This is a genomic window from Streptomyces sp. NPDC055140 (genome assembly GCF_053607285.1).
Window position 1 is genome coordinate 154,937 of the sequence record NZ_JBSGTG010000020.1, and the last position, 24,818, is coordinate 179,754.

Annotated in this window: 23 protein-coding genes; 11 read left to right on the forward strand and 12 right to left on the reverse strand. The window is 70.3% G+C overall.

Annotated features, from left to right (window positions below; all coding sequences use genetic code 11):
- Positions 1-13: 13 nt before the first annotated feature.
- The 4 genes from ACWFR4_RS32445 to ACWFR4_RS32460 are packed head-to-tail and all read right to left on the reverse strand — an operon-like array spanning position 14 to position 4,629.
- A complete protein-coding gene (locus ACWFR4_RS32445) occupies positions 14-1,387 on the reverse strand; it encodes a GH1 family beta-glucosidase (RefSeq protein WP_453655707.1) in 1,374 nt (457 codons plus the stop codon).
- Between the two features lie 47 nt (positions 1,388-1,434).
- Complete coding sequence (locus ACWFR4_RS32450; protein ID WP_266569547.1) at positions 1,435-2,274, reverse strand: carbohydrate ABC transporter permease; 840 nt, start codon at positions 2,272-2,274, stop codon at positions 1,435-1,437.
- Between the two features lie 34 nt (positions 2,275-2,308).
- Complete coding sequence (locus ACWFR4_RS32455) at positions 2,309-3,304, reverse strand: carbohydrate ABC transporter permease (protein WP_453467948.1); 996 nt, start codon at positions 3,302-3,304, stop codon at positions 2,309-2,311.
- Positions 3,305-3,315: 11 nt separating this feature from the next.
- On the reverse strand, positions 3,316-4,629 hold the full coding sequence (locus ACWFR4_RS32460; RefSeq protein ID WP_453655708.1) for an ABC transporter substrate-binding protein: 1,314 nt from the start codon (positions 4,627-4,629) through the stop codon (positions 3,316-3,318).
- 189 nt (positions 4,630-4,818) lie between these two features.
- Here ACWFR4_RS32460 and ACWFR4_RS32465 point away from each other — a divergent pair, with 189 nt between their 5' ends.
- Entirely contained in the window at positions 4,819-6,102 is a 1,284-nt protein-coding gene (locus ACWFR4_RS32465; RefSeq protein ID WP_453655709.1) for an ROK family transcriptional regulator, read from the forward strand.
- Between the two features lie 16 nt (positions 6,103-6,118).
- On the opposite strand, the gene ACWFR4_RS32470 is transcribed toward ACWFR4_RS32465, so the two are convergent.
- A complete protein-coding gene (locus tag ACWFR4_RS32470; protein ID WP_453655710.1) occupies positions 6,119-6,523 on the reverse strand; it encodes an ACT domain-containing protein in 405 nt (134 codons plus the stop codon).
- 267 nt (positions 6,524-6,790) lie between these two features.
- Here ACWFR4_RS32470 and ACWFR4_RS32475 point away from each other — a divergent pair, with 267 nt between their 5' ends.
- Positions 6,791-9,067: a discoidin domain-containing protein gene (locus ACWFR4_RS32475; protein ID WP_453655711.1), complete on the forward strand. Its 2,277-nt coding sequence runs from the start codon at positions 6,791-6,793 to the stop codon at positions 9,065-9,067.
- A 37-nt stretch (positions 9,068-9,104) separates the two neighbouring features.
- Here the strand turns inward: ACWFR4_RS32475 and ACWFR4_RS32480 are convergent, their stop codons facing one another.
- Positions 9,105-9,992 (reverse strand): oxygenase MpaB family protein, encoded by an 888-nt coding sequence (locus tag ACWFR4_RS32480; protein WP_453467938.1) that lies wholly within the window; start codon positions 9,990-9,992, stop codon positions 9,105-9,107.
- Positions 9,993-10,175: 183 nt separating this feature from the next.
- On the opposite strand from ACWFR4_RS32480, the gene ACWFR4_RS32485 reads away from it, so the two are divergent.
- The 3 genes from ACWFR4_RS32485 to ACWFR4_RS32495 all read left to right on the forward strand — a co-directional run bounded on the left by ACWFR4_RS32485 (position 10,176) and on the right by ACWFR4_RS32495 (position 13,006).
- Positions 10,176-10,751, forward strand: a complete 576-nt coding sequence (locus ACWFR4_RS32485) for an IS607 family transposase (RefSeq protein WP_453655712.1) — start codon at positions 10,176-10,178, stop codon at positions 10,749-10,751.
- On the forward strand, positions 10,748-12,202 hold the full coding sequence (tnpB, locus tag ACWFR4_RS32490) for an IS607 family element RNA-guided endonuclease TnpB (protein ID WP_453655713.1): 1,455 nt from the start codon (positions 10,748-10,750) through the stop codon (positions 12,200-12,202). Before ACWFR4_RS32485 ends, tnpB begins: the two co-directional genes overlap by 4 nt.
- A gap of 102 nt (positions 12,203-12,304) precedes the next feature.
- A complete protein-coding gene (locus ACWFR4_RS32495) occupies positions 12,305-13,006 on the forward strand; it encodes an alpha/beta hydrolase (protein ID WP_453655714.1) in 702 nt (233 codons plus the stop codon).
- Between the two features lie 54 nt (positions 13,007-13,060).
- Here ACWFR4_RS32495 and lysA read toward each other — a convergent pair whose 3' ends face one another.
- Positions 13,061-14,335 (reverse strand): diaminopimelate decarboxylase, encoded by a 1,275-nt coding sequence (gene lysA, locus ACWFR4_RS32500; RefSeq protein ID WP_453655715.1) that lies wholly within the window; start codon positions 14,333-14,335, stop codon positions 13,061-13,063.
- Positions 14,336-14,428: 93 nt separating this feature from the next.
- Here lysA and ACWFR4_RS32505 point away from each other — a divergent pair, with 93 nt between their 5' ends.
- Complete coding sequence (locus tag ACWFR4_RS32505) at positions 14,429-16,012, forward strand: PucR family transcriptional regulator (protein ID WP_453469067.1); 1,584 nt, start codon at positions 14,429-14,431, stop codon at positions 16,010-16,012.
- Here ACWFR4_RS32505 and ACWFR4_RS32510 read toward each other — a convergent pair.
- On the reverse strand, positions 15,993-17,474 hold the full coding sequence (locus ACWFR4_RS32510) for an APC family permease (RefSeq protein ID WP_453655716.1): 1,482 nt from the start codon (positions 17,472-17,474) through the stop codon (positions 15,993-15,995). The genes ACWFR4_RS32505 and ACWFR4_RS32510 overlap by 20 nt on opposite strands.
- Before the next feature lie 356 nt (positions 17,475-17,830).
- Here ACWFR4_RS32510 and ACWFR4_RS32515 point away from each other — a divergent pair, with 356 nt between their 5' ends.
- Positions 17,831-18,121 carry a hypothetical protein gene (locus ACWFR4_RS32515; RefSeq protein WP_453655717.1) on the forward strand — a complete coding sequence of 97 codons (291 nt, stop codon included), beginning with the start codon at positions 17,831-17,833 and terminating at the stop codon, positions 18,119-18,121.
- A gap of 37 nt (positions 18,122-18,158) precedes the next feature.
- Here ACWFR4_RS32515 and ACWFR4_RS32520 read toward each other — a convergent pair whose 3' ends face one another.
- The gene (locus tag ACWFR4_RS32520; RefSeq protein ID WP_453655718.1) at positions 18,159-18,302 is read right to left on the reverse strand and encodes a hypothetical protein; all 144 of its coding nucleotides are present in this window, start codon (positions 18,300-18,302) and stop codon (positions 18,159-18,161) included.
- A gap of 99 nt (positions 18,303-18,401) precedes the next feature.
- On the opposite strand from ACWFR4_RS32520, the gene ACWFR4_RS32525 reads away from it, so the two are divergent.
- Positions 18,402-18,749 (forward strand): hypothetical protein, encoded by a 348-nt coding sequence (locus ACWFR4_RS32525; RefSeq protein ID WP_453655719.1) that lies wholly within the window; start codon positions 18,402-18,404, stop codon positions 18,747-18,749.
- A gap of 75 nt (positions 18,750-18,824) precedes the next feature.
- On the opposite strand, the gene ACWFR4_RS32530 is transcribed toward ACWFR4_RS32525, so the two are convergent.
- Positions 18,825-19,007 carry a hypothetical protein gene (locus ACWFR4_RS32530; protein WP_453468263.1) on the reverse strand — a complete coding sequence of 61 codons (183 nt, stop codon included), beginning with the start codon at positions 19,005-19,007 and terminating at the stop codon, positions 18,825-18,827.
- A gap of 130 nt (positions 19,008-19,137) precedes the next feature.
- A complete protein-coding gene (locus ACWFR4_RS32535) occupies positions 19,138-20,100 on the reverse strand; it encodes a class I SAM-dependent methyltransferase (RefSeq protein WP_453655720.1) in 963 nt (320 codons plus the stop codon).
- A 77-nt stretch (positions 20,101-20,177) separates the two neighbouring features.
- On the opposite strand from ACWFR4_RS32535, the gene ACWFR4_RS32540 reads away from it, so the two are divergent.
- Together ACWFR4_RS32540 and ACWFR4_RS32545 are read left to right on the forward strand one after the other, a co-directional pair.
- On the forward strand, positions 20,178-20,789 hold the full coding sequence (locus ACWFR4_RS32540; RefSeq protein ID WP_453655721.1) for a helix-turn-helix domain-containing protein: 612 nt from the start codon (positions 20,178-20,180) through the stop codon (positions 20,787-20,789).
- 49 nt (positions 20,790-20,838) lie between these two features.
- Positions 20,839-21,237, forward strand: a complete 399-nt coding sequence (locus ACWFR4_RS32545) for a TOBE domain-containing protein (RefSeq protein ID WP_355890729.1) — start codon at positions 20,839-20,841, stop codon at positions 21,235-21,237.
- Here ACWFR4_RS32545 and ACWFR4_RS32550 read toward each other — a convergent pair.
- Positions 21,191-22,822 (reverse strand): helix-turn-helix domain-containing protein, encoded by a 1,632-nt coding sequence (locus ACWFR4_RS32550; protein ID WP_453655722.1) that lies wholly within the window; start codon positions 22,820-22,822, stop codon positions 21,191-21,193. The two genes, ACWFR4_RS32545 and ACWFR4_RS32550, sit on opposite strands and share 47 nt — an antisense overlap.
- Before the next feature lie 792 nt (positions 22,823-23,614).
- Here ACWFR4_RS32550 and ACWFR4_RS32555 point away from each other — a divergent pair.
- A complete protein-coding gene (locus tag ACWFR4_RS32555) occupies positions 23,615-24,814 on the forward strand; it encodes an acyl-CoA dehydrogenase family protein (RefSeq protein WP_453468268.1) in 1,200 nt (399 codons plus the stop codon).
- Positions 24,815-24,818 lie beyond the last annotated feature (4 nt).

Here is a 24,818-nt window from a genome sequence, read left to right on the forward strand (position 1 = left end):
CCGCGGAGACGCGTCAGGCGGCGTTGCCCCTGAGTCCCCTCCCCTGCCGGTGCCTGCGGACGATGTCCGCGTAGCGGTGGCCGCTGCCCTTGATGGTGCGGCGCTGCGTCTTGTAGTCGACGTGGACGAGGCCGAAGCGCTTGTCGTAGCCGTAGGCCCACTCGAAGTTGTCGAGGAGGGACCAGGCGTAGTACCCGGCGAGCGGTGCTCCCTTGCGGGCGGCGGAGGCGCAGGCCGCGAGGTGGTCTTCCAGGTACTCGATGCGCCCGGGGTCGTCGACGGATCCGTCGGGCCGTACGACGTCGGGGAAGGCGGAGCCGTTCTCGGTGACGTAGAGCTTGCGGGCGCCGTACTCGTGGGTGAGGCGCAGGAGCAGGGTCTCGATGCCGCTCGCGTCGATCTCCCAGTCCATGCCGGTGCGCGGGACGCCGAGGCGGCGCACCTCGCGGGCGTAGGGGGCGGGGCCCGTGGGGTCGTCGGCGACGACGGCCGGCATGTAGTAGTTCAGGCCGAGCCAGTCGAGCGGGGCGGCGATCGTCTCCAAGTCCCCTGCCTGTTCGGGGAGTTCGACCCCGTAGACGTCGCGCATGTCGGCGGGGAAGCCGCGGCCGTGGACGGGGTCGAGCCACCAGCGATTGGTGTGGCCGTCCATGCGGTGGGCCGCCGCGACGTCCTCGGGCCGGTCGGTGGCCGCCTGGACGGTGGAGAGGTTGTTGACAATGCCGATGCGTGCGTCGGGCGCCGCGGCGCGGATCGCCTGGGTGGCGAGGCCGTGGCCGAGGAGCAGGTGGTAGGAGGCGCGGACGGCGGCGGTGAGGTCGGTGATGCCGGGGGCCATGCGGCCCTCGAGGTGGCCGATCCAGGCCGAGCACAGAGGTTCGTTGAGGGTGGCCCACTGGGTGACGCGGTCGCCGAGGCGTTCGGCGACGACGGTGGCGTAGTCGGCGAAGTGCTTCGCCGTGTCGCGCTCGGGCCAGCCGCCGCGGTCCTGGAGGGTCTGCGGGAGGTCCCAGTGGTAGAGGGTGACGGACGGCTCGATGCCGGCTCCGAGGAGGCCGTCGATCAACTGGTCGTAGAAGTCGAGGCCCTTGGCGTTGACCGGGCCGTCGCCGCCGGGCACGATCCGCGGCCAGGCGAGCGAGAGCCGGTAGGCGTTGGTGCCGAGCTGCTTCATCAGCGCGATGTCCTCGCGCCAGCGGTGGTAGTGGTCGCAGGCAACGTCCCCGTGGCCGTCGCCTGTGACCTTGCCAGGGGTGTGCGAGAAGGTGTCCCAGATCGAGGGGGCGCGGCCGTCCTCGGCGACGGCTCCCTCGATCTGGTAGGCGGAGGTGGCCGTGCCCCAGGCGAAGTCCTTCGGGAGAGCGGCGAAGTCGATGGGCTTGGACACTGACGTCCTTTCGGGCGAGGGGTCGGCGGCACGGTCCGGGGTACTGCTCACTTCACGGCCCCGGCGGTCAGGCCGGCGACGAGGTAGCGCTGGAGCAGCAGGAATCCGGCGACCACGGGGATGCTCACGACGAGTGAGGCGGCCATGATCTGGTTCCAGTACACGTCGTTCTGGGTGGAGTAGTTCTGGAGGCCGACGGCGAGGGTGCGGGTGGCGTCGGTCGTCAGGACGGACGCGAAGAGCACTTCTCCCCACGCGGTCATGAAGGCGTACACGGCGACCGCGACGATGCCGGGGATCGCCGCCGGGACGACGACGCGGAACAGCGCCTTGAGCGGTCCGCAGCCGTCCACCATCGCGGCCTCGTCGAGGTCTCTGGGGACCGATTCGAAGTACCCGATGAGCATCCAGATCGAGAAGGGCAGGGAGAACGTGAGGTAGGTGAGGATCAGTCCGCCGCGTGAGCCGAACAGGGCGATTCCGGTGGACTGGCCGATGTTGACGTAGATGAGGAACAGCGGCAGCAGGAAGAGGATGCCGGGGAACATCTGGGTCGACAGGACCGTCACCGTGAAGACGCGCTTGCCGCGGAACTGGTAGCGGCTGACCGCGTAGGCGGCGAAGACGGCGATCACGACGGAGCAGACCGTCGCGGCGCCGGCCACGATCAGCGAGTTCCAGAAGTACTTCGCCAGCGGGACGGTCTTCCAGATGTCGAAGTAGGGCTGGATGGTGAGCCCGCTGGGCATCCAGCGGAACTTGCCCGACACGTCCTCCAGCGGTTTGAGTGAGCTGGAGATCATGACGTAGACGGGCAGCAGGACGAAGCCCGTGAGCAGGGTCAGGAAGATCCGGCGGGACCAGATGAAGGAGCGCGGGGACGCCATCGGCGAGCGCGGGGCGCCGCGGCGGACGGTGGGGCTAGCCACGGGAGACCTTCCTCCCTCGTGAGGTGAGCACCAGGTAGATCCCCGTCACCAGGAGCAGGAACAGCAGCAGGAGTACGGACATGGCCGCGCCGGTGCCGAAGTTCCAGGTGGCGAAGGACGACTGGTAGATGTGCACGGAGATGAGATCGGCCGCCTCGGGCGCCGCCCGCCCGAACAGCACGAACGGTGTGTTGAAGTCGTTGAACGTCCACAGGAACAGGACGAGTACGAGCACCTGGTTGACCGGGCGCAGCGAGGGAATGGTGATGCGCCGGGTCTGCTGCCAGATGCCCGCGCCGTCCATGGCGGCGGCCTCGTAGAGCTCCTTGGGGATGTTCTGGAGCCCGGCCATCACGATCAGGAAGGCGAACGGCCAGCCCTTCCACACCGAGACGGTCAGCAGCGCGAAGAAGCTGTTGTCGCCGATGAGCCAGAAGGGATGCCCGTCGGCGAGTCCGAGCTGGTCGTGGAGTACGTGGTTGACCAGGCCGTTGTCCCTTTGGAACATGAACGCCCAGGTGATCACGGCCGCGTAGACGGGCAGCGCGTACGGCACCAGGAACAGGGTCCGCAGGAAGCCGCGGCCGGTGAACGTCTCCTGCATGAAGACGGCCGCCGCCGTGCCGAGGAGCCAGCACAGGCCGACCGACATGAGCGTGAAGACGCAGGTGATCCAGAACGAGTGGAGCAGGGCCTTTCCGACGGGTTCGTTGAAGTCGACGGCCACGTCGAAGTTGCCGAGCCCGGCCCAGGGAGCGCCGCCCCAGTCCCGCAGGTAGAGCTGCGTCAGCTCCTTGAACGCCATGAAGAACCCGATGGCGATGGGCAGCAGGTGGACGAGGATCTCGAGCAGCAGCGCGGGGAGCAGCAGCAGGTACGGAAGTCCCAAGCGGCGGATGCGCCCGGGGCGGCGCGGCTTGCGCGTCGCCCCGGGGGTGTCCTCACGCACCGCCGGATCCCCCTTCGGGGAGTTCACGATGGTGGTCATGGGCACATCGCTCACTGACTGGCCATCTGCTGCTGAGCCTTGGTCAGCTCGGCCTTGACGTCAGCCGTGGAGAGCTTCTTGCCGTTCGCGGCCTGGGCGAAGAGGTTCTTGACGGCGGTACCGACCGAGGTCTCGAACTGGGACTCGTTCGACACCTGGGGCAGGGCGGTGGCGCTGGTCGCGAGGGTCTCGCGCAGCACCTTGAGCTCCGGACGGTCGAAGGCCGGGTCGCTCTGGGCGGCCTTGACCGGCGGGATGGAGCCGTAGGTCTTGCAGAGCAGCTTCTGCTCGGCGTCGCTCGTCATGAACTTCACGAACTTCAGGGAGCCGTCGATGTTCTTGGTGTTCTTGAAGACGGCGAGGTTGATGCCCGCCACCATCGAGTTCGTGGCCTTGCCCGCGCCGGGCGCACCCGACTGGACCGGCACCGGGGCGACGCCCCACTCGTCGTCCTGCATGCCCTGCGACTTGAACGTGGTGGCCGCGGCCTGCCACAGGACCATGGCGGTCTTGCCCTTGGAGAAGTCGCTGAGGGACTGGTTCTTCGCGTACTCGGCGTTGCCGGGCGCGATGATCTTGTTCGTGGCCATCATGTCGACGTACTGCTTCACGGCCGCGACCGCGGCGTCGTTGGTGAAGTCGGCCTTGCCGTCCGCGGTGAAGAAGTCGCCGCCGTGCTGCTTGGCGAGGACGAACACCTGGTGGATGTTGTTGGACAGGTTGGAGCCCTCGGCGCCGAGTCCCCACTTGCCGCCCTTGGATATCTTCGCGCCGTCCGCGGTGAGTTCGTCCCAGGTCTTCGGCGGCTCGGTGATGCCGGCTTCCTTGAACATCGCCTTGTTGTAGTAGAGCGCGTAGGCCATCGAGTAGAGCGGCACGGCGGCCGGGTCCTTGCCCTGCGCGCCCGTCGAGCCGAGCGCCGACTCGACGAAGCGGTCCTTGCCGCCGACCTTGTCGAAGTTCTTCTGGTCCCACGGGAGGAGGGCGCCGGTCGCCTGGAGCGAGGACGACCAGGTGTTGCCGATGTTGAGGACGTCGGGGCCCTCACCCGAGGTGGTCGCCGTGAGGATGCGGGTGAGCAGGTCCGACCAGGGGACGACCTCCAGCTTGACCTTGATGCCGGTCTGCTTCTCGAACTTGTCGAGTTCAGGCTGGAGGATCTTCTTGTCGGCCTCTACGTTCGGCCCCTGGTTGGACGCCCAGTACGTCAGGGTCTTGGGCGACTCGTTCGATCCCTCACTGGATGAACCCCCGCCGCAGGCGGTCGCCGCGGCCAGCAGGGAGACGACGACCGCGCTACTGGCGAGTGCTCGAATTCTTTGCATGGCTCCAGGTGTCCCTTCCTCAGGAGCGTCCAAGCCGGGGCGCGGGTCTGCAGGCCGAAGCGCTCGGCGTTCAGTTCCTGAAGTCACCCACGACTTAATTTAGGCTGTGAGTTAAACCGCGCGGAAAGGTCGCGTCAAGGGTTTCTGCAGGGGTACCTTGCGTCTGTCGCAGGTCAGGAAGGAGCCCAGATGGATCGGCGGAGCAGACGCACGGTGAGTGACCTGCGCAGAGCCAACCGAGCAGTGATACTGCAACAGTTGTATTTCGACGGCCCGACGAGCCGCCAGGCACTCGGCCCTCTCACGGGCCTGAGTTCAGGATCCGTCAGCAACGTCGTGGCCGAACTCGCCGCCGACGGGCTGGTGGAGGAGGCCGGCAGCCTGGACTCCGACGGCGGCCGGCCGCGCATTCTGCTCCGCGTCAGCCCGCGCAGCGGCAACCTGATCGGCATCGACGTCGGCGAGACCCGTGTCCGGGTGGAGGTCTTCGACGTGACCCTCACCGAACTCGCCCGCGCCGACATCCCGTTGACGGGCGACGGGTACGACGTCGCCGTCATCGTGGAACACATCCGCAGCGGCATCGAGCGGGTACTCGCCGAGGCCGGTGTGCCGGCGGACGACCTTCTCGGAATCGGGATAGGCGTTCCCGGCGTCGTCGAGCGGGTCCCCGAGTCCGGGGCCGTGGTCCACTGCCAGACCATCGGCTGGGACGCGGTCCCCCTGGAGGCACTGCTGCGAGAATCCTCCCAACTCCCCTCCACAGTCCCGTACTTCATCGACAACGGCGCGAAGACGCTCGGGCAGGCGGAGATGTGGTTCGGCGCCGGACGCGGAGCGCGTAGCGCCGCGATCGTCCTCTTCGGCACCGGGGTCGGCGCCTGCCTCTTCGCGGACGGCAAGGGGCGGGCACTGGAGTGGGGCCACCTGACGGTCCAGGCCGGCGGGCGGACGTGCCGCTGCGGCGCGCCGGGCTGCCTGGAGGCGTACGCCGGGGCCGAGTCCGTACTGGAGCGGTGGCGCGAGGCGGGTGGACAGCCGCCCCGACACGTCGACGAGGAGACCCAGTTGACGGCGCTGCTCGCCGCCGCGTGCCCGACGGACGGGACCGACCCCGACCCGGTGGCCTACGAGGTGATGGCCAAGACGGCCGAATACCTGGGCGCCGGGCTGTCCGACCTGATCAACCTCTTCCAGCCGGAGCGCATCCTGATCGGCGGCTGGGCCGGGCTCCAGTTCGGCTCCCGTTTCCTCGACGACGTCCGGAAGCACACCACGAAGTACGCCCTGTCCTACCCGGCCGGAAAGGCCACCATCGAACTGGGCAAGCTGGGCCCCGACGCGGTCACCGTCGGAGCGGCGACCCTTCCCCTGGAGGACTTCTTCGCCCGCGGCGGCCGCCGCGACACCCCGGCCCAGGAACCGACACCGCCCGCCTGGCGCACGGCACTTGAGGGCCGCGTGCTCGGGTGAGCCGTGCCCGGCTTCGTCACGCGACGGCCGAACGGTGCGCAAGGTCTTCCAGCAGCGCCACCGCCTCTTCCGCCCGCTCGTGCGGGACGAAGAGGTGGTCGTGGTGGAACCCCGCCACGACGTTGCAGCTCAGGCCCGCGGTGGCGAGCTCTTGGGCGACGGCTGCAGTCAGGCCCACGGCCTCCAGCGCCGAGTGGACGCGCAAGGTGATCCACCCCGCCACGTAGTCGTGGGCGAGACCTGCCGCGTCGGCCTCCTCCAGCGGGACCACCAGCGTCAGCCCCTCCCGCTCGGCGACGGTCACCACGGGGGTGACGCCGGGCGGAATCGCACCGTCGAGGGTGGTGAAGACGTAGCGCCCGGGGTTCAGCTCCGGCCGCATGCCGCTCAACAGTGCCCGTAGATCTCTCTCGCCACTCATGATCACCAGACTAGGCGGCACGCACGATCGCGCACGCCACGCGGCCACGGACGCCAGCGCCCCTCGCGCCTTCTTGCCAGTCGATGTCGCGGATTTTCATGTCCATATCAAAATCTTGCGCACACTTATGGCGATCAGCCCATCGTGCGCCCTAGCCTCTGAGCGTTCGCAGTGTTCCCACGAGCGACAAGGACCCCTTCCGTGGCGCACCCCCCAAGCCCTCCAAGAAGCCATCTGCTCAGACGTGGCATGCTCACGTCATTAATCATGGCGCTGACGGTGTCAGGAACGGCCACCGCCGTCGCGCTCACCACCGCCGCCCCCGCGGTCCGGGCCGAAGCGGTCCAGGCCCCCTCCCCGCTCGACGTCAAGGACCGCGGCGCGGCCGTGCCCTTCAAGGAGCAGGAGGCCGAGTACGCCTCCACCAACGGCTCGTCGATCGGCCCGGACCGCATCTACGGCACGCTGCCCTCGGAGGCGTCCGGCCGTCAGGCGGTGACGCTGGACGCCATCGGTGAGTACGTCGAGTTCACCCTCACCGCCCCGGCGAACGCGATGTCGTTCCGCTACTCGCTCCCGGACAACGCGGCGGGCACCGGACGGGACGCGTCGATCGACCTGAAGGTCAACGGCAACCAGCTCAAGAGCGTCCCCGTCACCTCCAAGTACAGCTGGTACTACGGGGGTTACCCCTTCAACAACAACCCGGGCGACACCAACCCGCACCACTTCTACGACGAGACCCGGACCCTCCTCGGCTCGACGCTGCCCGCCGGCACGAAGATCAGGCTCCAGGTCGCCTCGGTCGCGGACTCACCCTCGTTCACCGTCGACCTCGCGGACTTCGAGCAGGTCGCGGCCCCGGCCGGCAAACCGTCCGGAGCGCTGGACGTCGTAGGCGACTTCGGCGCGGACCCCACGGGCTCCGCGGACTCGACCGCCAGGATCCAGGCGGCCGTCGACGCGGGAAAGGCGCAGAACAAGGAGGTCTACATCCCCGAAGGCACCTTCCAGGTCCGCGACCACATCGTGGTGGACAAGGTGACTCTGAAGGGTGCGGGCCCCTGGTACAGCGTCCTCACCGGACGTGACCCCTCGGACCGCAGCAAGGCGGTCGGTGTCTACGGCAAGTACGCGGCGCAGGGCGGCAGCAGCGGCGTCACCCTCAAGGACTTCGCCATCATCGGAGACATCCGCGAGCGCGTCGACAACGACCAGGTCAACGCCATCGGCGGTGCACTGTCCGACTCCACCGTCGACAACGTCTGGATGCAGCACACCAAGTGCGGCGCCTGGATGGACGGCCCGATGGACGACCTCACCATCAAGAACAGCCGCATCCTCGACCAGACGGCCGACGGTGTGAACTTCCACCAAGGGGTCACGAACTCGACCGTCACCAACAGCTTCGTCCGCAACACGGGCGACGACGGGCTGGCGATGTGGGCGGAGGCGAAGCCCAACGTCGCGAACAAGTTCACGTTCAACACCGTGATCCTGCCGATCCTGGCGAACAACATCGTCACGTACGGCGGCACGGACATCGTCCTGTCGGACAACGTCATGTCCGACACCGTCACCAACGGCGGCGGCCTGCACATCGCCAACCGCTATCCGGGCGTCAACTCCGGTCAGGGCACCGCGGTTTCGGGCACGATCACCGCGGCGCGCAACACCCTGATCCGCGCCGGCAACAACGACTTCAACTGGCGCTTCGGCGTCGGCGCGATCTGGTTCAGCGGCCTCAACGAACCCGTCGACGCGACGCTGAACATCACCGACAGCGAAGTTCTCGACAGCTCGTACGCGGCGATCCACCTCATCGAGGGCGCGACCAACGGCCTGCACTTCAAGAACATCCGCATCGACGGGGCGGGCACGTACGCCCTGCAGATCCAGGCACCGGGCACCGCCACCTTCGAGAACGTGACGGCCACCCACATCGCCCAGAGCAACCCGATCCACAACTGTGTGGGCAGCGGCTTCCAGATCACCCGCACCGGCACCAACTCCGGCTGGTACGCGGACCCGCCCGCCTGCACCGGTACATGGCCAGACCCCGTGTGGACCAACGGCGGCGTGCCGCAGGGCGGCGGCGACCCGACCGACCCGCCGTCCGACCCCGGCAACCTCGCCAAGGGCCGCCCGGTCGCGGAATCCGGGCACGCCGACGTCTACAAGGCGTCGAACGCGGTGGACGGTGACGCGGGCTCGTACTGGGAGAGCACGAACCACGCCTTCCCGCAGACGATCACCGTCGATCTGGGATCCGCCAAAGAGGTCAAGCGCCTCGTCCTGAAGCTGCCGCCCGCGGCGGCGTGGGCGACCCGCACGCAGACGCTGAGTGTGTCGGGCAGCACCGACAACTCCGCGTTCACCACGCTCAAGGCGTCCGCCGACTACTCCTTCGACCCGAACGGCGACAACACGGCGGACGTCGCTCTGACCGGAGCACCGACCCGCTACCTACGGCTCACCTTCACCGCCAACACCGGGTGGCCCGCTGCGCAGCTCTCCGAACTGGAGGCGTATTCGGGTCAATGACGCGGGACGCCCCAGGAGCGGCCCCACCGAGGCGAAGTCAGCCCGCCGGTGGGGTCGGTAGGGGGCGATTGGGCGCCATGGCCCAGCGCACCAACGAAGTGACGCCGCGGCCGAGCGGACGGACGGCCATGGTGTCGACCAACGGCAGCCGCGGCAGGCGCAGTTCTGCCGCGGCCCAACTGGGCAGCAGGGAAACGGCGTTCGCGGCGAGAACCCCGTACGGGAGCCGGGCGACCAGCGGCACCGGTGGGTTGAGGAGGAGGAAGCGGGCGGCGCCGCGCGCCTGCGGTGTCGCACGCAGCTCACGCCGGTACGCCGTGAACCGCTCGGCGAGCTCCTCCCGGTTCGTGGGCGGGTCCGGGACACCGAGCGCGGTGGCCACGCGCGCCGCGTCGGCGACGTATCCGTCGTACTCGTCGTCGGTCAGCGGGTGGGCGCCGTACCGCTGATGAGCGCGTAGGAAGCTGTCGACCTCGGCGATGTGGACCCAGCCGAGGAGATGCGGGTCCCCTGCGTGGTAGGCGTCGCCGTCGGCGGTCACCCCGCGCACCCGCGCGTGGACAGCCCGCACCTGGTCGCAGGCCTCTTGGGCACCTTCGGCGGGGCCGTATGTCGTCATCGCCAGGAAGGTGCTCGTGCGCTGGAGCCTGCCCCAGGGGTCGCCGCGGAAGCCGGAGTGGGCGGACACGGCGGCCATGGCGAGGGGGTGGAGCGACTGGAGCAGCAGGGCCGAGATCCCGCCGATGAACATGGACGCGTCCCCGTGCACCGTGCGGATGGGGCGGTCCGGGCCGAACCAGCGCGGTCCGGGGGTCTGGTGGATACGGACGCGGTTCTTCGGCCCCTCGGGGCCCGCGACACGGGCGAAGAGGTTCTTTCCCAGCCGCTCCTGCACTCCGCGGCCGTCCGGTCCGGTCAGTCTCATGGTGACGTGACGTCCCTTCGGATTCGCGTATCCAGCCTACTTTGTCCCGTCGTGGCAGGTCGCGTGTGTACGTACCGGCCACCCGGGGAGACTTCGCGGCGGCGGTGCGGCAAGGATGGGGCTCACAACTGCTGCTGGCTAGATCAGTAGGTCTCAGTGTTTCTCGGCTGTTATTTTGATCGCGTGAGGCTTTCCGAATGGGCGGCACGCAATGGTGTCCACTACCAGACCGCGTGGACGTGGGCGAAAGAGGGCCGTATGCCGGTCCCTGTTCGCCAGACACCGTCCGGGACGTGGCTGGTCGACGGGCCTTCCGTGGAGGCATCTGGACGGGTGGTGGCGTACTGCCGCGTGTCCTTGGCTGACCAGAAGCCGGACCTTGACCGGCAGGTCGCGCGTGTGGTCCAAGGAGCTACCGGGCTTGGGCTGCCGGTTGCGGAGGTTGTGACCGAGGTGGGTTCGGGGCTCAACGGGCGGCGGCGCAAGCTGCACTGGGTCCTGTCCGATCCGGGCGCGGCCGTGATCGTGGTCGAGCACCGTGACCGGCTGGCCCGGTTCGGCGTCGAACACCTCGAAGCCGCGCTGTCGGCGTCCGGGCGGCGGCTGGTCGTCCTTGACCCCGCCGAGACCGCTGACGACCTGGTGCGGGACATCACCGAGGTGTTGACCTCGATGTGTGCCCGCTTGTACGGGGGCCGGGCAGCGAAGAACCGTGCCGCCCGCGCGGTGGCCGTCGCAACCGGCGAGGCCGCCGAGTGAAGAAGTTCCAGCCGCAGCCCGGGTTCATCGTGCAGGCATACCGCTTCGCCCTGGACCCGAACGCTGCCCAGGAGCGGGCACTGCACTCACACTGCGGTGCGGCACGGGCCGCCTACAACTGGGCGGTTGCCTGGATCGAGGCGTCGTGGTGGCAGCGCAAGGCCGAATCCACCTACGGCATCCCGAAGGAGCAGTTGACCCAGTGGCGGCCGTGGTCGCTGCCCGCGCTGCGCAAGGCGTTCAACGCGGTCAAGCACACCGACCCGAGGTTCGCCGTCTGGTGGCAGGACAACTCCAAGGAGGCGTACAACACCGGCCTGGCCAACGCCGCCGCTGCGTTCGACAACTATTCCAAGTCCAAGCAGGGCAAGCGCCACGGCCAAAAGATGGGTGCGCCGCGGTTCAAGTCGAAGCGGAAAGCGCGCCTGTCCTGCCGGTTCACCACCGGCACCATCCGTGCCGACGCCGACGGCCGGCACGTCACGCTGCCCCGGCTCGGCACACTGCGCACCCACGAGCCCACGGTGAAACTCCTCGCACGCGTTCAGGCCGGGACGGCCCGGATCCTGTCGGCGACCGTCCGGCACGAGCGCGGGCGCTGGTTCGTGTCGTTGCAGACCGAGGTGAAGCGCGACCTGGTGCGCGTCGCCCGGCCCGGCGTGGCGATCGGCATTGACCTCGGTGTGAAGAGCCTCGCGGTGATGGCCGACAGTGCCGGAGCGATCCGCGAAGTGGCCAATCCGAGGCACCTGGACACTGCGCTGAAGCAGTTGCGCCACGTCTCTCGCACGGTCTCCCGGCGCCAGGGACCCGACCGGCGTACCGGGCACAAGCCCTCGAAGCGGTGGGAGAAGGCCAACGCCGCCCGCAATCGGGTTCACCACCGGGTGGCGAACCTCCGCGCCGACGCCCTGCACAAGCTCACCACGAGCATTGCGGCCGAGTACCGCACCGTCGTCGTCGAAGACCTCAACGTCGCCGGGATGCTCCGCAACCGGCGCCTGGCCCGCCGGATCGCCGACGCCGGGTTCGGCGAGATCCGCCGCCAGCTCGAGTACAAGACCCGCCAGCGCCACGCCACGCGCCTCGTGGTCGCCGACCGCTGGTACCCATCCTCCAAGACCTGTTCCGGGTGCGGCGCGGCGAAAGCCAAGCTGCCGCTGCACGTTCGAACCTACGAATGCGACGCCTGCGGCCTGGTCATCGACCGGGACGACAATGCGGCCCGCAACCTCGCTGCCCTCGCGGCGGCCAGCACCACCGGTACCGGAGTGGCCGGAGACCGGGACACCACCCAGGTGTCGAAGCCTCGTGGAGCCGACCACAAGACCCGCGCCACCCGTCCCGGCCGCACGGCCGGGACGGGACGGGCAGGTGGCGCAACCCTGCCGCACCAGCGGCAGACGGAAACGAGAGACCGTCCTCAAGCCAAAGCCCTCACGCTTTGGTGACGTGACGGACCTTCCGGGCCGCAATGCCCGGAATGCTGACGGCCACTGAGGCTCTCAGCAACGGTCATGATGCAGCATTCCCGGCGGCCAGGAGGAACGGCCTTGAGCGCAACGATCCGCACCGTGTCCTATCCCACCGGCACGGAGCACAAGCCTCTCGACATCCACAACTCCCCCCAGACCGACGGCCCTTGTGTCCTTCTGTGGCACGGCATCGGGACCGACGAGCGCGATGTGATGGTCCCGCTGGCCCAGGACATCGCCGAACTGGGCCTCACCGTCCTCGTCCCCGACTGGCGTTCGGACACCTCCGACGAGGGCCGCGCGCATCTCACCGATTCGCTGCGGTTCGCCCGCGACTTCGCCGGCGACTCCCGCCAGTTGGTCGTCGCCGGCTGGTCGGCGGGTGCGGGCGCCGCTCTAGGAGTGGCCCTGGACCCGGAACTGCTCGATGGCCGGCCACCCGCCGCGGTCGTCGGCATCGCCGGCGGCTACCGGCGCCCGGCGCGCACCACCGGAGCCGTGCCCCTCCAGGCGCTCGGGCGCGCGACGGCACGTGTGCCCGTACGCCTCGTGCACGGCACGGAGGACGCCTCCGTCCCCGTCGAGTCCTCGCGGGAACTGCACGAAGCGCTGCGCGCGCAGGGCTGGGACTGCGCACTCAGCGAACAGGCCACCGATCACGCCGGGGTGCTCGGCTGCGTGTACGACCCGGCGGCGGACCGTTGCATTGCCGGTGCCTCCGTCCGCGCCTTCGGCCTGGTGACGGCCCAGGTGGTGGCGGCCGCAGCCCGGTCGGTATAGCCGGGGGATCCGGCAGCGGAGGCCGTCAGGCACCACTCCCCTACAGGGACACCGTCACTGGTCGCGGCGCAGCAGGTCCTCGTACGTCTCGCGGCGGACCACCGCGCGGGCCTCGCCGTCGTGGCAGAAGACGACCGGGGGGCGGCGGGCGCCGTTGTAGTTGTTGGAGATCGAGTAGCAGTACGCGCCGGTGACCGGTACCGCGATCAGGTCGCCGACGGCCGGGGCGCGCAGCGGTACGTCTCGGATGAGGGTGTCGCCCGACTCGCAGTGGCGGCCGACCAGGTCGCAGGGTTCGCCGCCGCCGACGCGGGAGGTGACGGTCGCCTCGAAGCGCTGGCCGTACAGCATCGGTTCGAGGTTGTCGCCCATGCCGCCGTCGACGGCGACGAGGGCGCGCGGACGGCCCCGCTTGACGGTGACGGCGCGGTAGAGGGTGAGCGCCGACTCGGCGACCAGGGACCGCCCGGGCTCGATGATCAGCCGGGCGTTCGCGGGGAGGTGGGCGCGGGCGGCGTCGGTCAGGGTCTGTACGTACTCGTCGACCGTCGGCGCCTGGTCCGCGTACGTGTAGCGGACGCCCAGGCCGCCGCCCAGGTCGTACACGGCGTGTTCGCCCAGCTCGCCGAGGGAGGCGATGGCCTCGACGGCGCGGGCGAACGGGGCGGTGTCGAGGAGCTGCGAGCCGACGTGGACGTGCACGCCGTCGAGGCGGAGCCGGTCACTGGCGCGCAGCCGGGCCGCGGCGCGCACGGCGTCGGGCACGGAGAGGCCGAACTTGGAACCGGCGTGGCCGGTGGCCATCGCCTCGTGGGTGTCGGCCTCGACGTCCGGGATGACACGGACCAGTACGCGCTGCTCGTCCGTGACGATCTTCTCCAGGCGGTCGATGTCGTCGAAGTTGTCGATGACGATCGTGCCGGCTCCGGCGCCGACCGCCATGGCGAGTTCCTCGTCGGTCTTGGCGTTGCCGTGGACGACGAGCCGGGCCGGGTCGGCGCCCGCGGCGAGTGCGGCCACGAGTTCCCCGCCTCCGGCGACGTCCACGCCGAGCCCCTCCTCGACCATCACCCGGACGACGGCGGTGCACGGGAAGGACTTCGAAGCGAAGACGACTTGTCCGTTCGGCCAATGGCGGCTCAAGGCGTCTACGTACTCCCGCGCCCGGGCCCTGAGAGCGCCCTCGTCGACGATCACAGCGGGGGTACCGAAGCGCTCGGCGAGGTCGTCGAGGCGGCACCCCCCGACGACGATCTCGCCGTCGGGGGCTAGGTTTGTCCCCTTGGGGAAGAGTCCGACGATATCCGAGGTGGCGGTCGTGGCGCTCATGGGCGATGGCTCCTGTCCCTGGTCGATGGGCCTATCCTGACGGCTTCTGCCGTCGCCTTCACCGGCGTCCCGCCCCAGGAATCGAGGCCCCCGTTGTCTGATCGGACAATCCCCGACGGGCGGGCGGCGGGTTCCTTGCGCTTCCTGGTCGGCTCCACCGGCCCCCTCCGGGTCCTCGCGGCACCCAGTGGCCTTGACGTCCCCGTGCGCGGCACAGTGATCCACGACCCGGGTGACCCGCTGCCCGCGGCCCCGTCGGCACTGCTGCTGCTCGTCGGCGCGGACGTGGCCGATCCGCGTACGGGCACCGTGCTGCGCCGCGCGGCGGCGGAGGGATACGCGGGGGTGGTCGTCAAGTGCCGTGGCCAGGAGGCGGATCGGCTGACGGCCGAGGCCGAGCGGTGCTCCCTGGCGGTGCTTGCCGCAGGCGACGCGGTGCCGTGGCGGTACGTCGACGCGGAGATCGGCTGCGCGCTCGCTGCGTACGGAGTGGGTGACCTGTCCCCGTCAGCTCCCGCCGGGACCGAGGAGCTGTTCTCGCTGGCCGACGCGGTGGCCGCGGTGGTGGGCGGCTCGGTGGCGGTCGAGGACCTCGACCAGCATGTCGTCGCCTACTCGAACGTCCCCGGTCAGCGCATCGACAGTCTGCGCGAGCGCGGCATCCTGGAGCGGCGGGTTCCTGACGACCCGGGACAGCGGCAGCAGTACCGCGATGTGCTGGCGGCCGACGGCGTGGTCCGGTTCCCCCGGGCGCGCGACGAGCTGGCGCGTGCGGCGGTCGCGGTGCGGGCGGGGACGCTGCCGCTCGGGACGCTGTGGGCGATCGAGCCGGAGGGCGGCCTGTCGGAGCCGGCCGAGTCGGCGTTGCGGGACGCGGCCCGGCTGGCGGCCCCGCATCTGCTGCGCGCGCTGAACGCGACCGAGGCCGAGCAGCGCATGCGCCGGGACACGCTGCGCGCGCTCCTGGAGGGGTACGGGCTGCCGGCCGACGAGGCAGCGGCGCGGCTCGGGCTCGGCCAGGGGGAGAAGGTGTGCCTGGCCGCGTTCGCCCCGGACGAGGGCAGCGCCCTCATCGCCCACCTGGAGTCGTCCCTGGTCCGGTACTGCGCTGCACATCTCCCGTCGGCGACGGTGACAGCGTCGGCACGTGCGGTGTACGTGCTGCTGACCTCGCTCTCGCCCGCCGCCGCGCGTAGGTTCGCGGACGGTGCGCTGGGGACCGTACGGGCTGCTCTCGGTACGCCGGTGCGGGCCGTGGTGACGCGGGCGTACCCGGATCTCCTGCGGTCCGGTGCGCTGCGGCGCGAGGCGGACGACATCCTCCGGGCCACCGACGGCGGCGGGGCCGGCGCGACCACGGCCACCGCGGAGGACGTACGCCACGTCGTCCTGCTGAACCGGCTTGCCGACGAACTGCGTCGGGAGCCGTGGTTGCGGCTGCCCGGGGTCGGCGCGCTTCTGGCACACGATGCGGAGCAGGGCACCGACTACGCGGCGACGGTCACAGCCTGGCTGGACGCGACCGGCGACGTCGCGAGCGCCGCCGCCGGTCTGCGGGTGCATCCCAACACCCTGCGCTACCGGCTGCGGCGCGTGCGCGAACTCTTCGGCCTGGACCTCGACGACCGCGAGGTTCGGCTTGCCGCCTGGCTCGAACTCAGGCTTGCGCAGCGGTAGTTGAGACGTCGGCCTCCGCGCGCTCGTGTGCGACGGCCCGCTCGCGCAGCGCGGAGTGGCGACGGCCGAACACCAGGTAGAGCGCCGCCGCGAGCACCAGCCACCCGCCGAAGAGCGCCCACGTGATGCCCGGCAGCAGCCACGCGAGGTAGAGGCAGGACGCCGCGGACACGATCGGCACGACTGGATACAGGGGCACCTTGTACGGCCGCGGCGCGTCGGGGGCGATGCGGCGCAGGACGACCACGGCCGCCGCCACGGCCACGAACGCGACGAGGGTTCCCATGCTGGTCAGGTCGGCCAGGTACTGGAGCGGCACGAACGCGGCCAGCGCTCCGACGCCGGCGCCCACGATCCATGTGTTGCCGACCGGCGTGTGCCGCTTGCGGTCGACACGGCGGAAGATCTCGGGGACGAGCCCGTCGCGGGCCATCGAGAAGAGGATGCGTGTCTGCCCGTACAGGGTCACCAGCACCACGCTGAAGATCGACACCACGGCACCGGCCGACAGCAGCACGACGGGCCAGCCCGCGCCCGTGACGTCGCGCAGGATCTCGGCCAGAACCGCCTCGCCCGCGTCGGCCTGCGCACCGAACCGGCCGGTGGGCTGTGCGCCGACCGCCGCGAGGGACACCAGGATGTACAGCACCGTGACCGCGCCGAGCGTCAGGAGCAGCGCGAGCGGGATGGTGCGCCGCGGATTGCGGACTTCCTCGCTCGCCGTGGCGACGGTGTCGAAGCCGACGTAGGAGAAGAAGACGGCGGAGGCGGCGACCCCGATGCCGGACGCTCCGTGCGGCGCGAAGTCGGCGAAGTGACCGGCCCGGAACGCGGTGAACGCCACGGCGACGAACAGTACGAGGACGCTCAGCTTGACGCACACCATCACGGCGTTGAGGCGTGCGGACTCGCGTGTGCCGCGCGCCAGCAGCAGGGAACAGAGCAGCACCACGACGAGCGCCGGGATGTTCACCACTCCCCTGGCCCCCGGCGGCTGGCTGATCGCGTCGGGCAGCGTGAACCCGAAGAGCGCGTCGGTGAGTTCGTTGAGGTACTGCCCCCAGCTCACGGCCACGGTGGACACCGCGACGCCGTACTCGAGGATCAGACACCAGGCGACCAGATACGCCGCCCCCTCGCCGAGGGAGGCGTAGGTGTACGAGTACGTACTGCCCGCCACCGGGATCGCGCCGGCCAGTTCGACGTAACAGAGTGCCGCGAGTCCCGCGACCGCCGCCGCGACGACGAAGGAGAGCACCACGCCCGGTCCCGCCTTGGGGACCGCGGTGCCGAGCACGAAGAAGATGCCGGTGCCCACGACGGAGCTGATCCCCAGCAGGGTCAGCTGCGTCAGCCCCATACTGCGCCGCAGACCGCCGGGCCCCGAGGCCTCGCCCTCCGCCTCGCCGATCATGCTCTCCAGCGGCTTACGGCGGCACAGTTGACGGGCCGTCACGCGCATGCGTCCTCCTGGATGTCCCACGCCCCGCGGTGGATCGCGAGGCGCTGCGGGGGATGCTGCGGCACCCGGACCGCGCGCTCAACGTCGGATCCGTACAAGAGCGGCAGGACGCTTTGGCCGATGCGACAGGTGCGCGCACTATGCGTCGTATCGCCGGAGGTGCGGGTGGCTACACAGGCGAATGCGCAGGTGAAAGCGCAGGTGAAAGCGCCTTCTCCGATAGGCAGTTGATGTCCGCCTTTGTGCGGTGATTACGGCGTTCGGGTGCTGTGTCCGGCAGGACGCAACCAACCGGTGGCCCGGCAGCCTCCTGACCGACACAGACCGACACGGTCCGACCGTCGTGAGGAAGTGCCATGAACTCTGCTGCCACCGTCCTGCCGACCCCCGACCTCGACGCGGGCGCCGACTTCCTGCTCCCGCTGCCCAACCCGGCGCAGCGCCTGGACCTGACTCCGCCGGCCCCCACGTGCCTGACCTCCTGTGACCGGCACCGCCTCAGCCTGAACGCCACGCTCACCACCGCCGGGATCCCGCCCCACCCCGACGACATGGAGGCCATCGACGCGCTCAGCGCCCTCGACGACACCGTCGCGCTCGCCGTCCAGAGGTGGCTCATGTCCCGCCCCGCCGCTCTGTTCGGGTGACGTGAGGCACCGGCGCCCTGTCCCCGCCGCGGACGCCTTACAACGGCTGGTCCATCCGCACCTGCATCGGCCGCAGCCCGATGGCCTCGTAGAACGGCCGTGCCGCGGCGTTGAACTCCCATACGCTCGCGACCAGGCGCCGGCATCCGGCTCGGCGTCCCACTTCACGGACGGCTTCCACCAGCGCCGCGCCGACCCCGCTCCGAGCGCCGGCGGGGTCCGCGGCCAGGTGCTCCGTGAGGCCCTGAGCGGCTCGGAAATCTGGGCCTCCGGTGCGGTGGTGGCCACGCCCAAGGACCTCACGTCGTTCGTCCGGGGCTACACGGTCGGCCGGCTCTTCCCAGAGGAGACGCGCCGCCGGCAACTGAGCTTCGTCACCGGCTCGTCCGAGCCCGCGGGCCCGGGCACCAATGCGGCCGGGCCCGCGATCTTCCGCTACAAGACGCGCTGCGGCACGGTGTGCGGCCACACCCCCGGCTACACGCAGCCGGCGGCCGCGACGTCGGACGGCAGGCGCTCCCCGACCGTCTTGATCAACACTCAGATCGGCAAGACGGTCAGGCCCGCGCTCCTGGCCAAGGTCCGCAGCGTCCAGGAGAACTCCTTCTGCGCCCTGCTCCGGCGCTGAACGCTCACGTGCCTCTGCGGGGCACGCCGCAACGCCCCCGCGCCGGATGGGCGGGGGCGTTGCGACATCGACGTGTCAACGCCTCAGGCTCGAATCGGCCACGCGGGCGGCGATGGCGTTCACCTCGTTCTGGGGCAGCCCCGCCTCGCACACGATGGTCACCACGCGACCGTCGTCCAGCGTGGCCCGCCGCACCCCGACACCCAACGGCACGGACGGTTCCCGCCGCGTCTCCACTTCAAGTTCCTGCTCGGGCATGCGCGCTCCAACCCTCGACGAGAGGCCACGTTAAGCACAGCCGGGAACGCGGATCACGCCAGCCACACAGGTACATCACACAAACGAGCCCTCACGTTCCACGCAGACGGAGCACCCCGCCCGCCGGCCGTCAGGACGCCCGGCGCACACCCGCGAAGACGGTGGTGGCCGAGAGCACGAACGCGTCGGTGCGTCGCAGGATGCCCTCCGGCGCCGTGTCGTCGAGCAGGACGTCGAGCGTCTTGCGGTCGTCGGCGTCCAGGGACTCGCTCATCACGTCGCGCAGCCGGGTCAGTTGGTTGTGCAGAAACGTGCGGGCCGTCTCACCCAGGGGCGCCGGCAGGTCGAGCAGGTACGTGAAGCTGCCGACGTCCGTGAGTCCTGCCTCTCCGAGCATCGCGGGCCAGTCCTCGACCGTGCTGGTGCTGTCCGGCAGCTCGGAGCGCATCCGCTCGAACCAGTACTCCTGCAGGGCGTCGAGCCGCGCCTGGAAACCCGGCTTGCCGATGCCGATGTCGCGGGGGAGGCAGCGCATCGGCAGCCCGCCCTCGGCGACCGCGAGCATGCCGCCGGGCCGCAGCGCGCCGGCGAGCGCGTCGAGTACCCCCTGCTGATCACCGATGTGGTGCACGGCCTTGCTGCTCCAGATCAGATCGGCCTCGCCGAGACCGCCGCCCGCGTGCCCGTCGCCGCCTTCCAGGTCTCCGGGCAGCTCCGCGTGCCGGATCGCCACCCTGTCGCCGAGTCCGAGCCGCTCGGCTCGGACCAGAGCGCGGTCGAGGAGTGCCGGCGCGCCGTCCACCGCGACGACTTCGGCGTCCGGGAAGGCCTCGGCGAGCGCACAGGTCATCACGCCCGGGCCGCTGCCGATGTCGAGGACGCGGCGGACCTCCTTGCCCGGACCGAGCAGTTCAGCGAGCCGGGCCGCCGTCTGCCGCAGGACAGGGAGGTGCAGATCGCCGTTGTTCTCCAGCGTGTCGGCCATGCCCTCCCAGTCGATCTCGGTGCTGTCGGAACCGTGGTCATGCCCGTGCCCGTGACCATGCCCGTTCTCGTGTCCGTGGCTCTGCGCGGGATTGCTGTGTGTGCTCATGGCCAGGAGCGTGCACCTGTCGCGCGTGAACGGCAATCTGTGTTGCCATTTCCGGGACAGCCGGGTGAGATGCCCGCATGGAGAATGTGGATGACGTGGATGACGTGGACAAACCAGTGCCCTATCAAGCGGTCCTCGACGAGGTGGCCCCGCGGCTGAGACGGCTGCGCGACCGGCGTGGTCTCACCCTGGCCGCGCTCTCGGAGGTCACCGGCATCTCCAAGAGCACCCTTTCCCGCCTTGAGTCCGGACAGCGGCGCCCGAGTCTTGAGCTGCTGCTGCCGCTGGCCGGTGCGTACGGCGTGCCCCTGGACGAGTTGGTCGGCGCTCCCGAGGTGGGGGATCCCCGGGTCCGGCTGACGCCACGCCCGATGCCGAGCGGCGGCACGTTCGTCCCCCTGACGCGGTCGCCCGGCCCTCTTCAGGCGTACAAGATGGTCATCGCCGACCGGGGCTGCGAGCCGGATCTCCGTACGCACGAGGGCTACGAGTGGCTGTATGTGCTGGACGGCCGGCTGCGGCTCGTGCTCGCCGAGCACGATCTGGTTCTCGGCCCTGGCGAGGCCGCCGAGTTCGACACCCGAGTCCCGCACTGGTTCAGCAGCGCGGACGGCCGGCCCGTCGAACTCCTCAGCCTCTTCGGGCGGCAGGGGGAACGGATGCACGTCCGCGCCAAGCCTCACCGGTGAGCCGCCTCCCCCAGGAGAGCCCGGCGCCCGGCACGGCTAAGGTTCCGATGTGTCGTCGTACAGCATTGGCCAGGCCGCGCGCCTGCTCGGGGTGAGTGGGGAGACCGTGCGTCGGTGGGCCGACAGCGGCCGGCTGGCCATGGGGCGGGACGGGACGGGGAACCGTGTGATCGACGGTGTCGGTCTCGCGCGGTTCGCCAAGAGCCGGGCCGCGGAAGCCGATCGCGGCGTGGCAGAGGCGCCGCGAACGTCGGTGCGCAACTCGTTCACCGGGATCGTGACGGCGCTCAAGGCCGACGACGTCGTGGCGCAGGTGGAGATCCAGGCCGGGCCGCACCGGATGGTGTCGATGGTGACGCGTGAGGCTGTCGAGGAGTTGGGCCTCGCCGTCGGGGTCACCGTCACCGCTCGTGTGAAGTCGACGAGCGTGCACGTTGACCGTTCGTAGCCGGGGTCTCGCGGCTCAGCAGCGCGGCCCAGAGGTCGGCGCGGTCGTAGAGCCGGGAGAGGTCACGGCCGGTGAAGTGCTCGATGCGCTGGATGCGGTAGTGGACGGTGTTGACGTGCAGGTGCAGTGCCTCCGCCGTACGCGCCCATGAGCCGTCGCAGGCGAGGAAGGTCTCCAGGGTCTGCAGCAGCGCGGACGCGGACGCGTTGGTCTCGTCGAGCAAGGGGCCCAGCACGGTGCGGCTGAACGCGGCGCGCACCTCGGCGGGTACGCCGGTGAGCAGCGTTTCCAGGCCGGTGAGCGAGGCCGCGTCGGTGAGTCGCGAGGCGCCGGGCGTGGTGGTGCGTGCCGATGTCAGGGCGTAACGGGCCTCGGACAGCGCGCCGTTCAGGTTCCGGGGCGCGGCGGCCGGGGAGGCGATGCCCGCGTGCAGCGGGTCCGACGGCTCGCCGGCCGCGAGCAACGGCCATACGTCGGCCAGCGCTTCGCTCACGGCGTCCGCCCCTGCGATGACGGCGAACGCGGTGCCGTCGGGGAGCCGGCCCGCGACGGCGCCGGCGTGCGGGACATGAGCGGCCGCCTCGGTCAGCGCGCCCTGCGCCGAGTCCTCACGCCCCGAGCCGACTTCGGCGACGACCACGCGGTACGGGCCCTCGGCGGGGAGCCCGCAGCCGCGCAGTCCGGCTTCGAGGACGGCCTTGTCGGTATCGGGCGCGGTGAGCAGCGTGCCGAGTTCGCGCACCGCACGGTCCCCGTCGGCCCGGTGGCGGGCCCGGACTTCCTGGCATCGGCCGAGGACCTCCGCGATCTCGTGCAGCATGCGCGGCGGGACGTCGTCGGCGTCGGGCACGTGCAGATGCCAGCGCTCGTAGGGCGAGACCGTTTCGCTGTCGGCCTGGACGGGCACGGTGACGGACGCCCGGCCGAGCGCCGGACCGGCTTTGATTCCTGAGGAGTTGTGGCTGTTCCTCTGCGCGGGGGCCGTGCCTGTCGCGATCAGGGCGGCTGCGTCCCGCGTCGGGAGATCGGCCGAGGCGGCGGTGGCGGCCACGGTGCGTCCCGTCGGTGTGAGGACGTAGGCGACCGGTCGGTCGAGGTGGGCGAACGCGGGGTCGACGATCGCGGCCGGGTCCGCCTCCTGGGCCAGGAGCCGGCTCAGCGTGGTGCGCACGTTCTCGGGCAGGGCGTGGTGGCGGCTGAGCTCGCCCCACTGCTGGAGGTACACCGTGTCCGTGATGGCGCGGAACATGATGTGCGCCGGGACCGCCGCGACGGGGAGTCCGTGGCGGCGGCACGCTTCGACGAGGTCGTCCGGGACGGTGCCGTGCGTCTCCTCCCCCGCGAGGAGGACGGCCGCGCCGGCCGTGCGCAGCGCGGAGACGAACCGGTCCGCCTTGGCCCGCCCGCTCCGCTGCGTCCACCACACCAGGCCGCTGAGCACGACCTCGGCCGGCCGCACGAAGCGGGCCGGGTCCTCGAGGTCGGTGACGGTCACGCCGCTGATCTCCTGCCGCAGGTGCGGTTCGTCGGCCCAGAGCAGGCGCAGGCCGAGCGACTCGTCTCTCAGGAGATGTTCGATGTGCATGTGCCCTGACTCCCTGTGTACCCGGGGACGCAGGAAAGCGGCACCCCGTTTCTCACATTCGCCAGGCGAGTGCGAGTCATCGCATCGTAAATGCCAGAGCGCGCGAGCGATATGGGTCTTGGTTGAACATCCAAGGACCCATCCCTCAGAGGTGGAGATTCCGTGCCGCGAACCAGCCGACCGGACAGCGGTACGTGCAGCCCGTCCGCTCCCGTCGACGCGGTCCGGAAGCGGCGTGTCCGCGTCCACTCGTAAAGAACGACCCTCAAACGACCCCGGGCATGTAGTGAAAACCGGCCGGTAGATCGTCACCGTAGAGACAGGTCCTCCTCTGAGGTGCAGCGACGCACTCAGGAGCGGGACCGTCCGACTGTTCCGGCAGCGGTCACACCGTGTGGCCGTCGAACGTGCTGGTCCGACCACGGGAGCGAAGTGAGGCGATACGTGATCCAGGTGCGCGCCGTCGACGCGAATGTCCGCGCCGAGCGCACAGGCACGCCCCCGCCCGCTCCCGCCCGGTCCCTCCTGTCGCGGAGGACCTCCGGATGAAGTGTCGGCGGCGGACGGCCGCGATCCGCCACCCATCAGCGAACGCGCGATTCACCTCCTGACCGGAGGGCCCCCGCAGTGCTTCGCCGCCTGGCGCGGCGGGCCGGACCGCGATCGAGCGCGCGCGAACACCACGTCTTCCTGTTCCTCGTTTTCGTATGTCCACCAGATGGCCGGCCCGGCCACGTGCCCATCGGGGCGGGACCGGGATCCAAGCGGCCTGCGTGTAAGGAAGGGTTACAGATGGACGGCTACTTCATGACGGAGCGTCACGAGATACTGCGGGCCGAGGTCCGCGCCTTCGCCGAGGCGAAGGTGGCTCCCCGGATAGCGGACATGGAGGCATCACGGGCCGTCGAGCACGAACTGTCCCGGCTCATCGCCAAGGAGGGCTGGCTCGGTGTCACCATCGACCAGGGCTACGGCGGCATGGGCATGGGCCATCTGGCGAAGACGATCATCATCGAGGAACTCTCGCGCGTCAGCGGCGCGATGGGCGCCATGGTGCAGGCCTCGCAGCTGGGCGTCGCCAAGATCGTCCACTTCGGCGACGAACGGCAGAAGCTGAAATGGCTGCCCGCGGTCGCGGCCGGCGACTGCCTTCCCACGATCGCGGTGACCGAGCCCCAGTCCGGCGGACATGTACTCGGCATGGAGTCGACGGCGCGGCGCGAGGGCGACGAGTACGTCCTCAACGGGCGCAAGGTCTTCGTCGGCAACAGCCACGTCGGCGACCTGCACGGTGTGGTGGTGCGCACCGGCGAGGGATCCACCGGCCTGTCCGCGTTCCTCGTGGAGTCCGACCGCCCCGGATTCTCGCTGGCTCCGCACCAGCCCGCGATGGGCCTGCACGGATTCAGCTTCGGCGAGATCCGTTACGACGAGTGCCGCGTCCCCGTCGAGAACCTGCTGGGCCACGAGGGCCAGGGCCTCGACGTGGCGTACTCCTCCAGCGTGCTCTACGGCCGGCCGAACCTGACCGCCGTGTCGCTCGGCATCCATCAGGCGCTCCTGGAGGAGACGACCCGCTACACGTCGGAGCAGCTGCGCTACGGCAAGCCGCTCAGCGCGCTGCCCACGATCCGTCAGAAGCTGGGCGAGATGCAGTCACGCCTGATGACCGCCCGCCTGGCCGCCTACCACGCCGTGCATCTGCTGGACTCGGGGATCGCCTGCGACGCGGAACTGATGAACGCCAAATACCTCAATGTGGAGTCCGCCATCGACTCGGCGCGGGCCGCCATGGAGATCCACGCCGCGTGCGGCCTGTTCCCCGACCGGCCCGTCGAGCGGCTCGCCCGGGACGCCTCGCACATGTACGCCCCGGCCGGCACGTCCGACATCCAGCTGTACCGGCTGGCGGAGGTCGCGCTCGGCACGTCCCTCAGCGACTGGTCGAGCCGGCTCGCCGCTCCGCGCGTTCCCGAAGCGGCGGCCGTGTAGCGAC

Bases quoted from the DNA above. Each gene is read 5' to 3' on its own strand.
- ACWFR4_RS32510 (WP_453655716.1), bottom strand. From the start codon at position 17,474: ATGCGCGTGACGGCCCGTCAACTGTGCCGCCGTAAGCCGCTGGAGAGC.
- ACWFR4_RS32450 (WP_266569547.1), bottom strand. From the start codon at position 2,274: ATGGCGTCCCCGCGCTCCTTCATCTGGTCCCGCCGGATCTTCCTGACC.
- ACWFR4_RS32550 (WP_453655722.1), bottom strand. From the start codon at position 22,822: ATGCACATCGAACATCTCCTGAGAGACGAGTCGCTCGGCCTGCGCCTG.
- ACWFR4_RS32465 (WP_453655709.1), top strand. From the start codon at position 4,819: ATGGATCGGCGGAGCAGACGCACGGTGAGTGACCTGCGCAGAGCCAAC.
- ACWFR4_RS32455 (WP_453467948.1), bottom strand. From the start codon at position 3,304: ATGACCACCATCGTGAACTCCCCGAAGGGGGATCCGGCGGTGCGTGAG.
- ACWFR4_RS32475 (WP_453655711.1), top strand. From the start codon at position 6,791: ATGGCGCTGACGGTGTCAGGAACGGCCACCGCCGTCGCGCTCACCACC.
- ACWFR4_RS32460 (WP_453655708.1), bottom strand. From the start codon at position 4,629: ATGCAAAGAATTCGAGCACTCGCCAGTAGCGCGGTCGTCGTCTCCCTG.
- ACWFR4_RS32535 (WP_453655720.1), bottom strand. From the start codon at position 20,100: ATGAGCACACACAGCAATCCCGCGCAGAGCCACGGACACGAGAACGGG.
- lysA (WP_453655715.1), bottom strand. From the start codon at position 14,335: ATGAGCGCCACGACCGCCACCTCGGATATCGTCGGACTCTTCCCCAAG.
- ACWFR4_RS32530 (WP_453468263.1), bottom strand. From the start codon at position 19,007: ATGCCCGAGCAGGAACTTGAAGTGGAGACGCGGCGGGAACCGTCCGTG.
- ACWFR4_RS32540 (WP_453655721.1), top strand. From the start codon at position 20,178: ATGGAGAATGTGGATGACGTGGATGACGTGGACAAACCAGTGCCCTAT.
- ACWFR4_RS32480 (WP_453467938.1), bottom strand. From the start codon at position 9,992: ATGAGACTGACCGGACCGGACGGCCGCGGAGTGCAGGAGCGGCTGGGA.
- ACWFR4_RS32555 (WP_453468268.1), top strand. From the start codon at position 23,615: ATGGACGGCTACTTCATGACGGAGCGTCACGAGATACTGCGGGCCGAG.
- ACWFR4_RS32470 (WP_453655710.1), bottom strand. From the start codon at position 6,523: ATGAGTGGCGAGAGAGATCTACGGGCACTGTTGAGCGGCATGCGGCCG.
- ACWFR4_RS32515 (WP_453655717.1), top strand. From the start codon at position 17,831: ATGAACTCTGCTGCCACCGTCCTGCCGACCCCCGACCTCGACGCGGGC.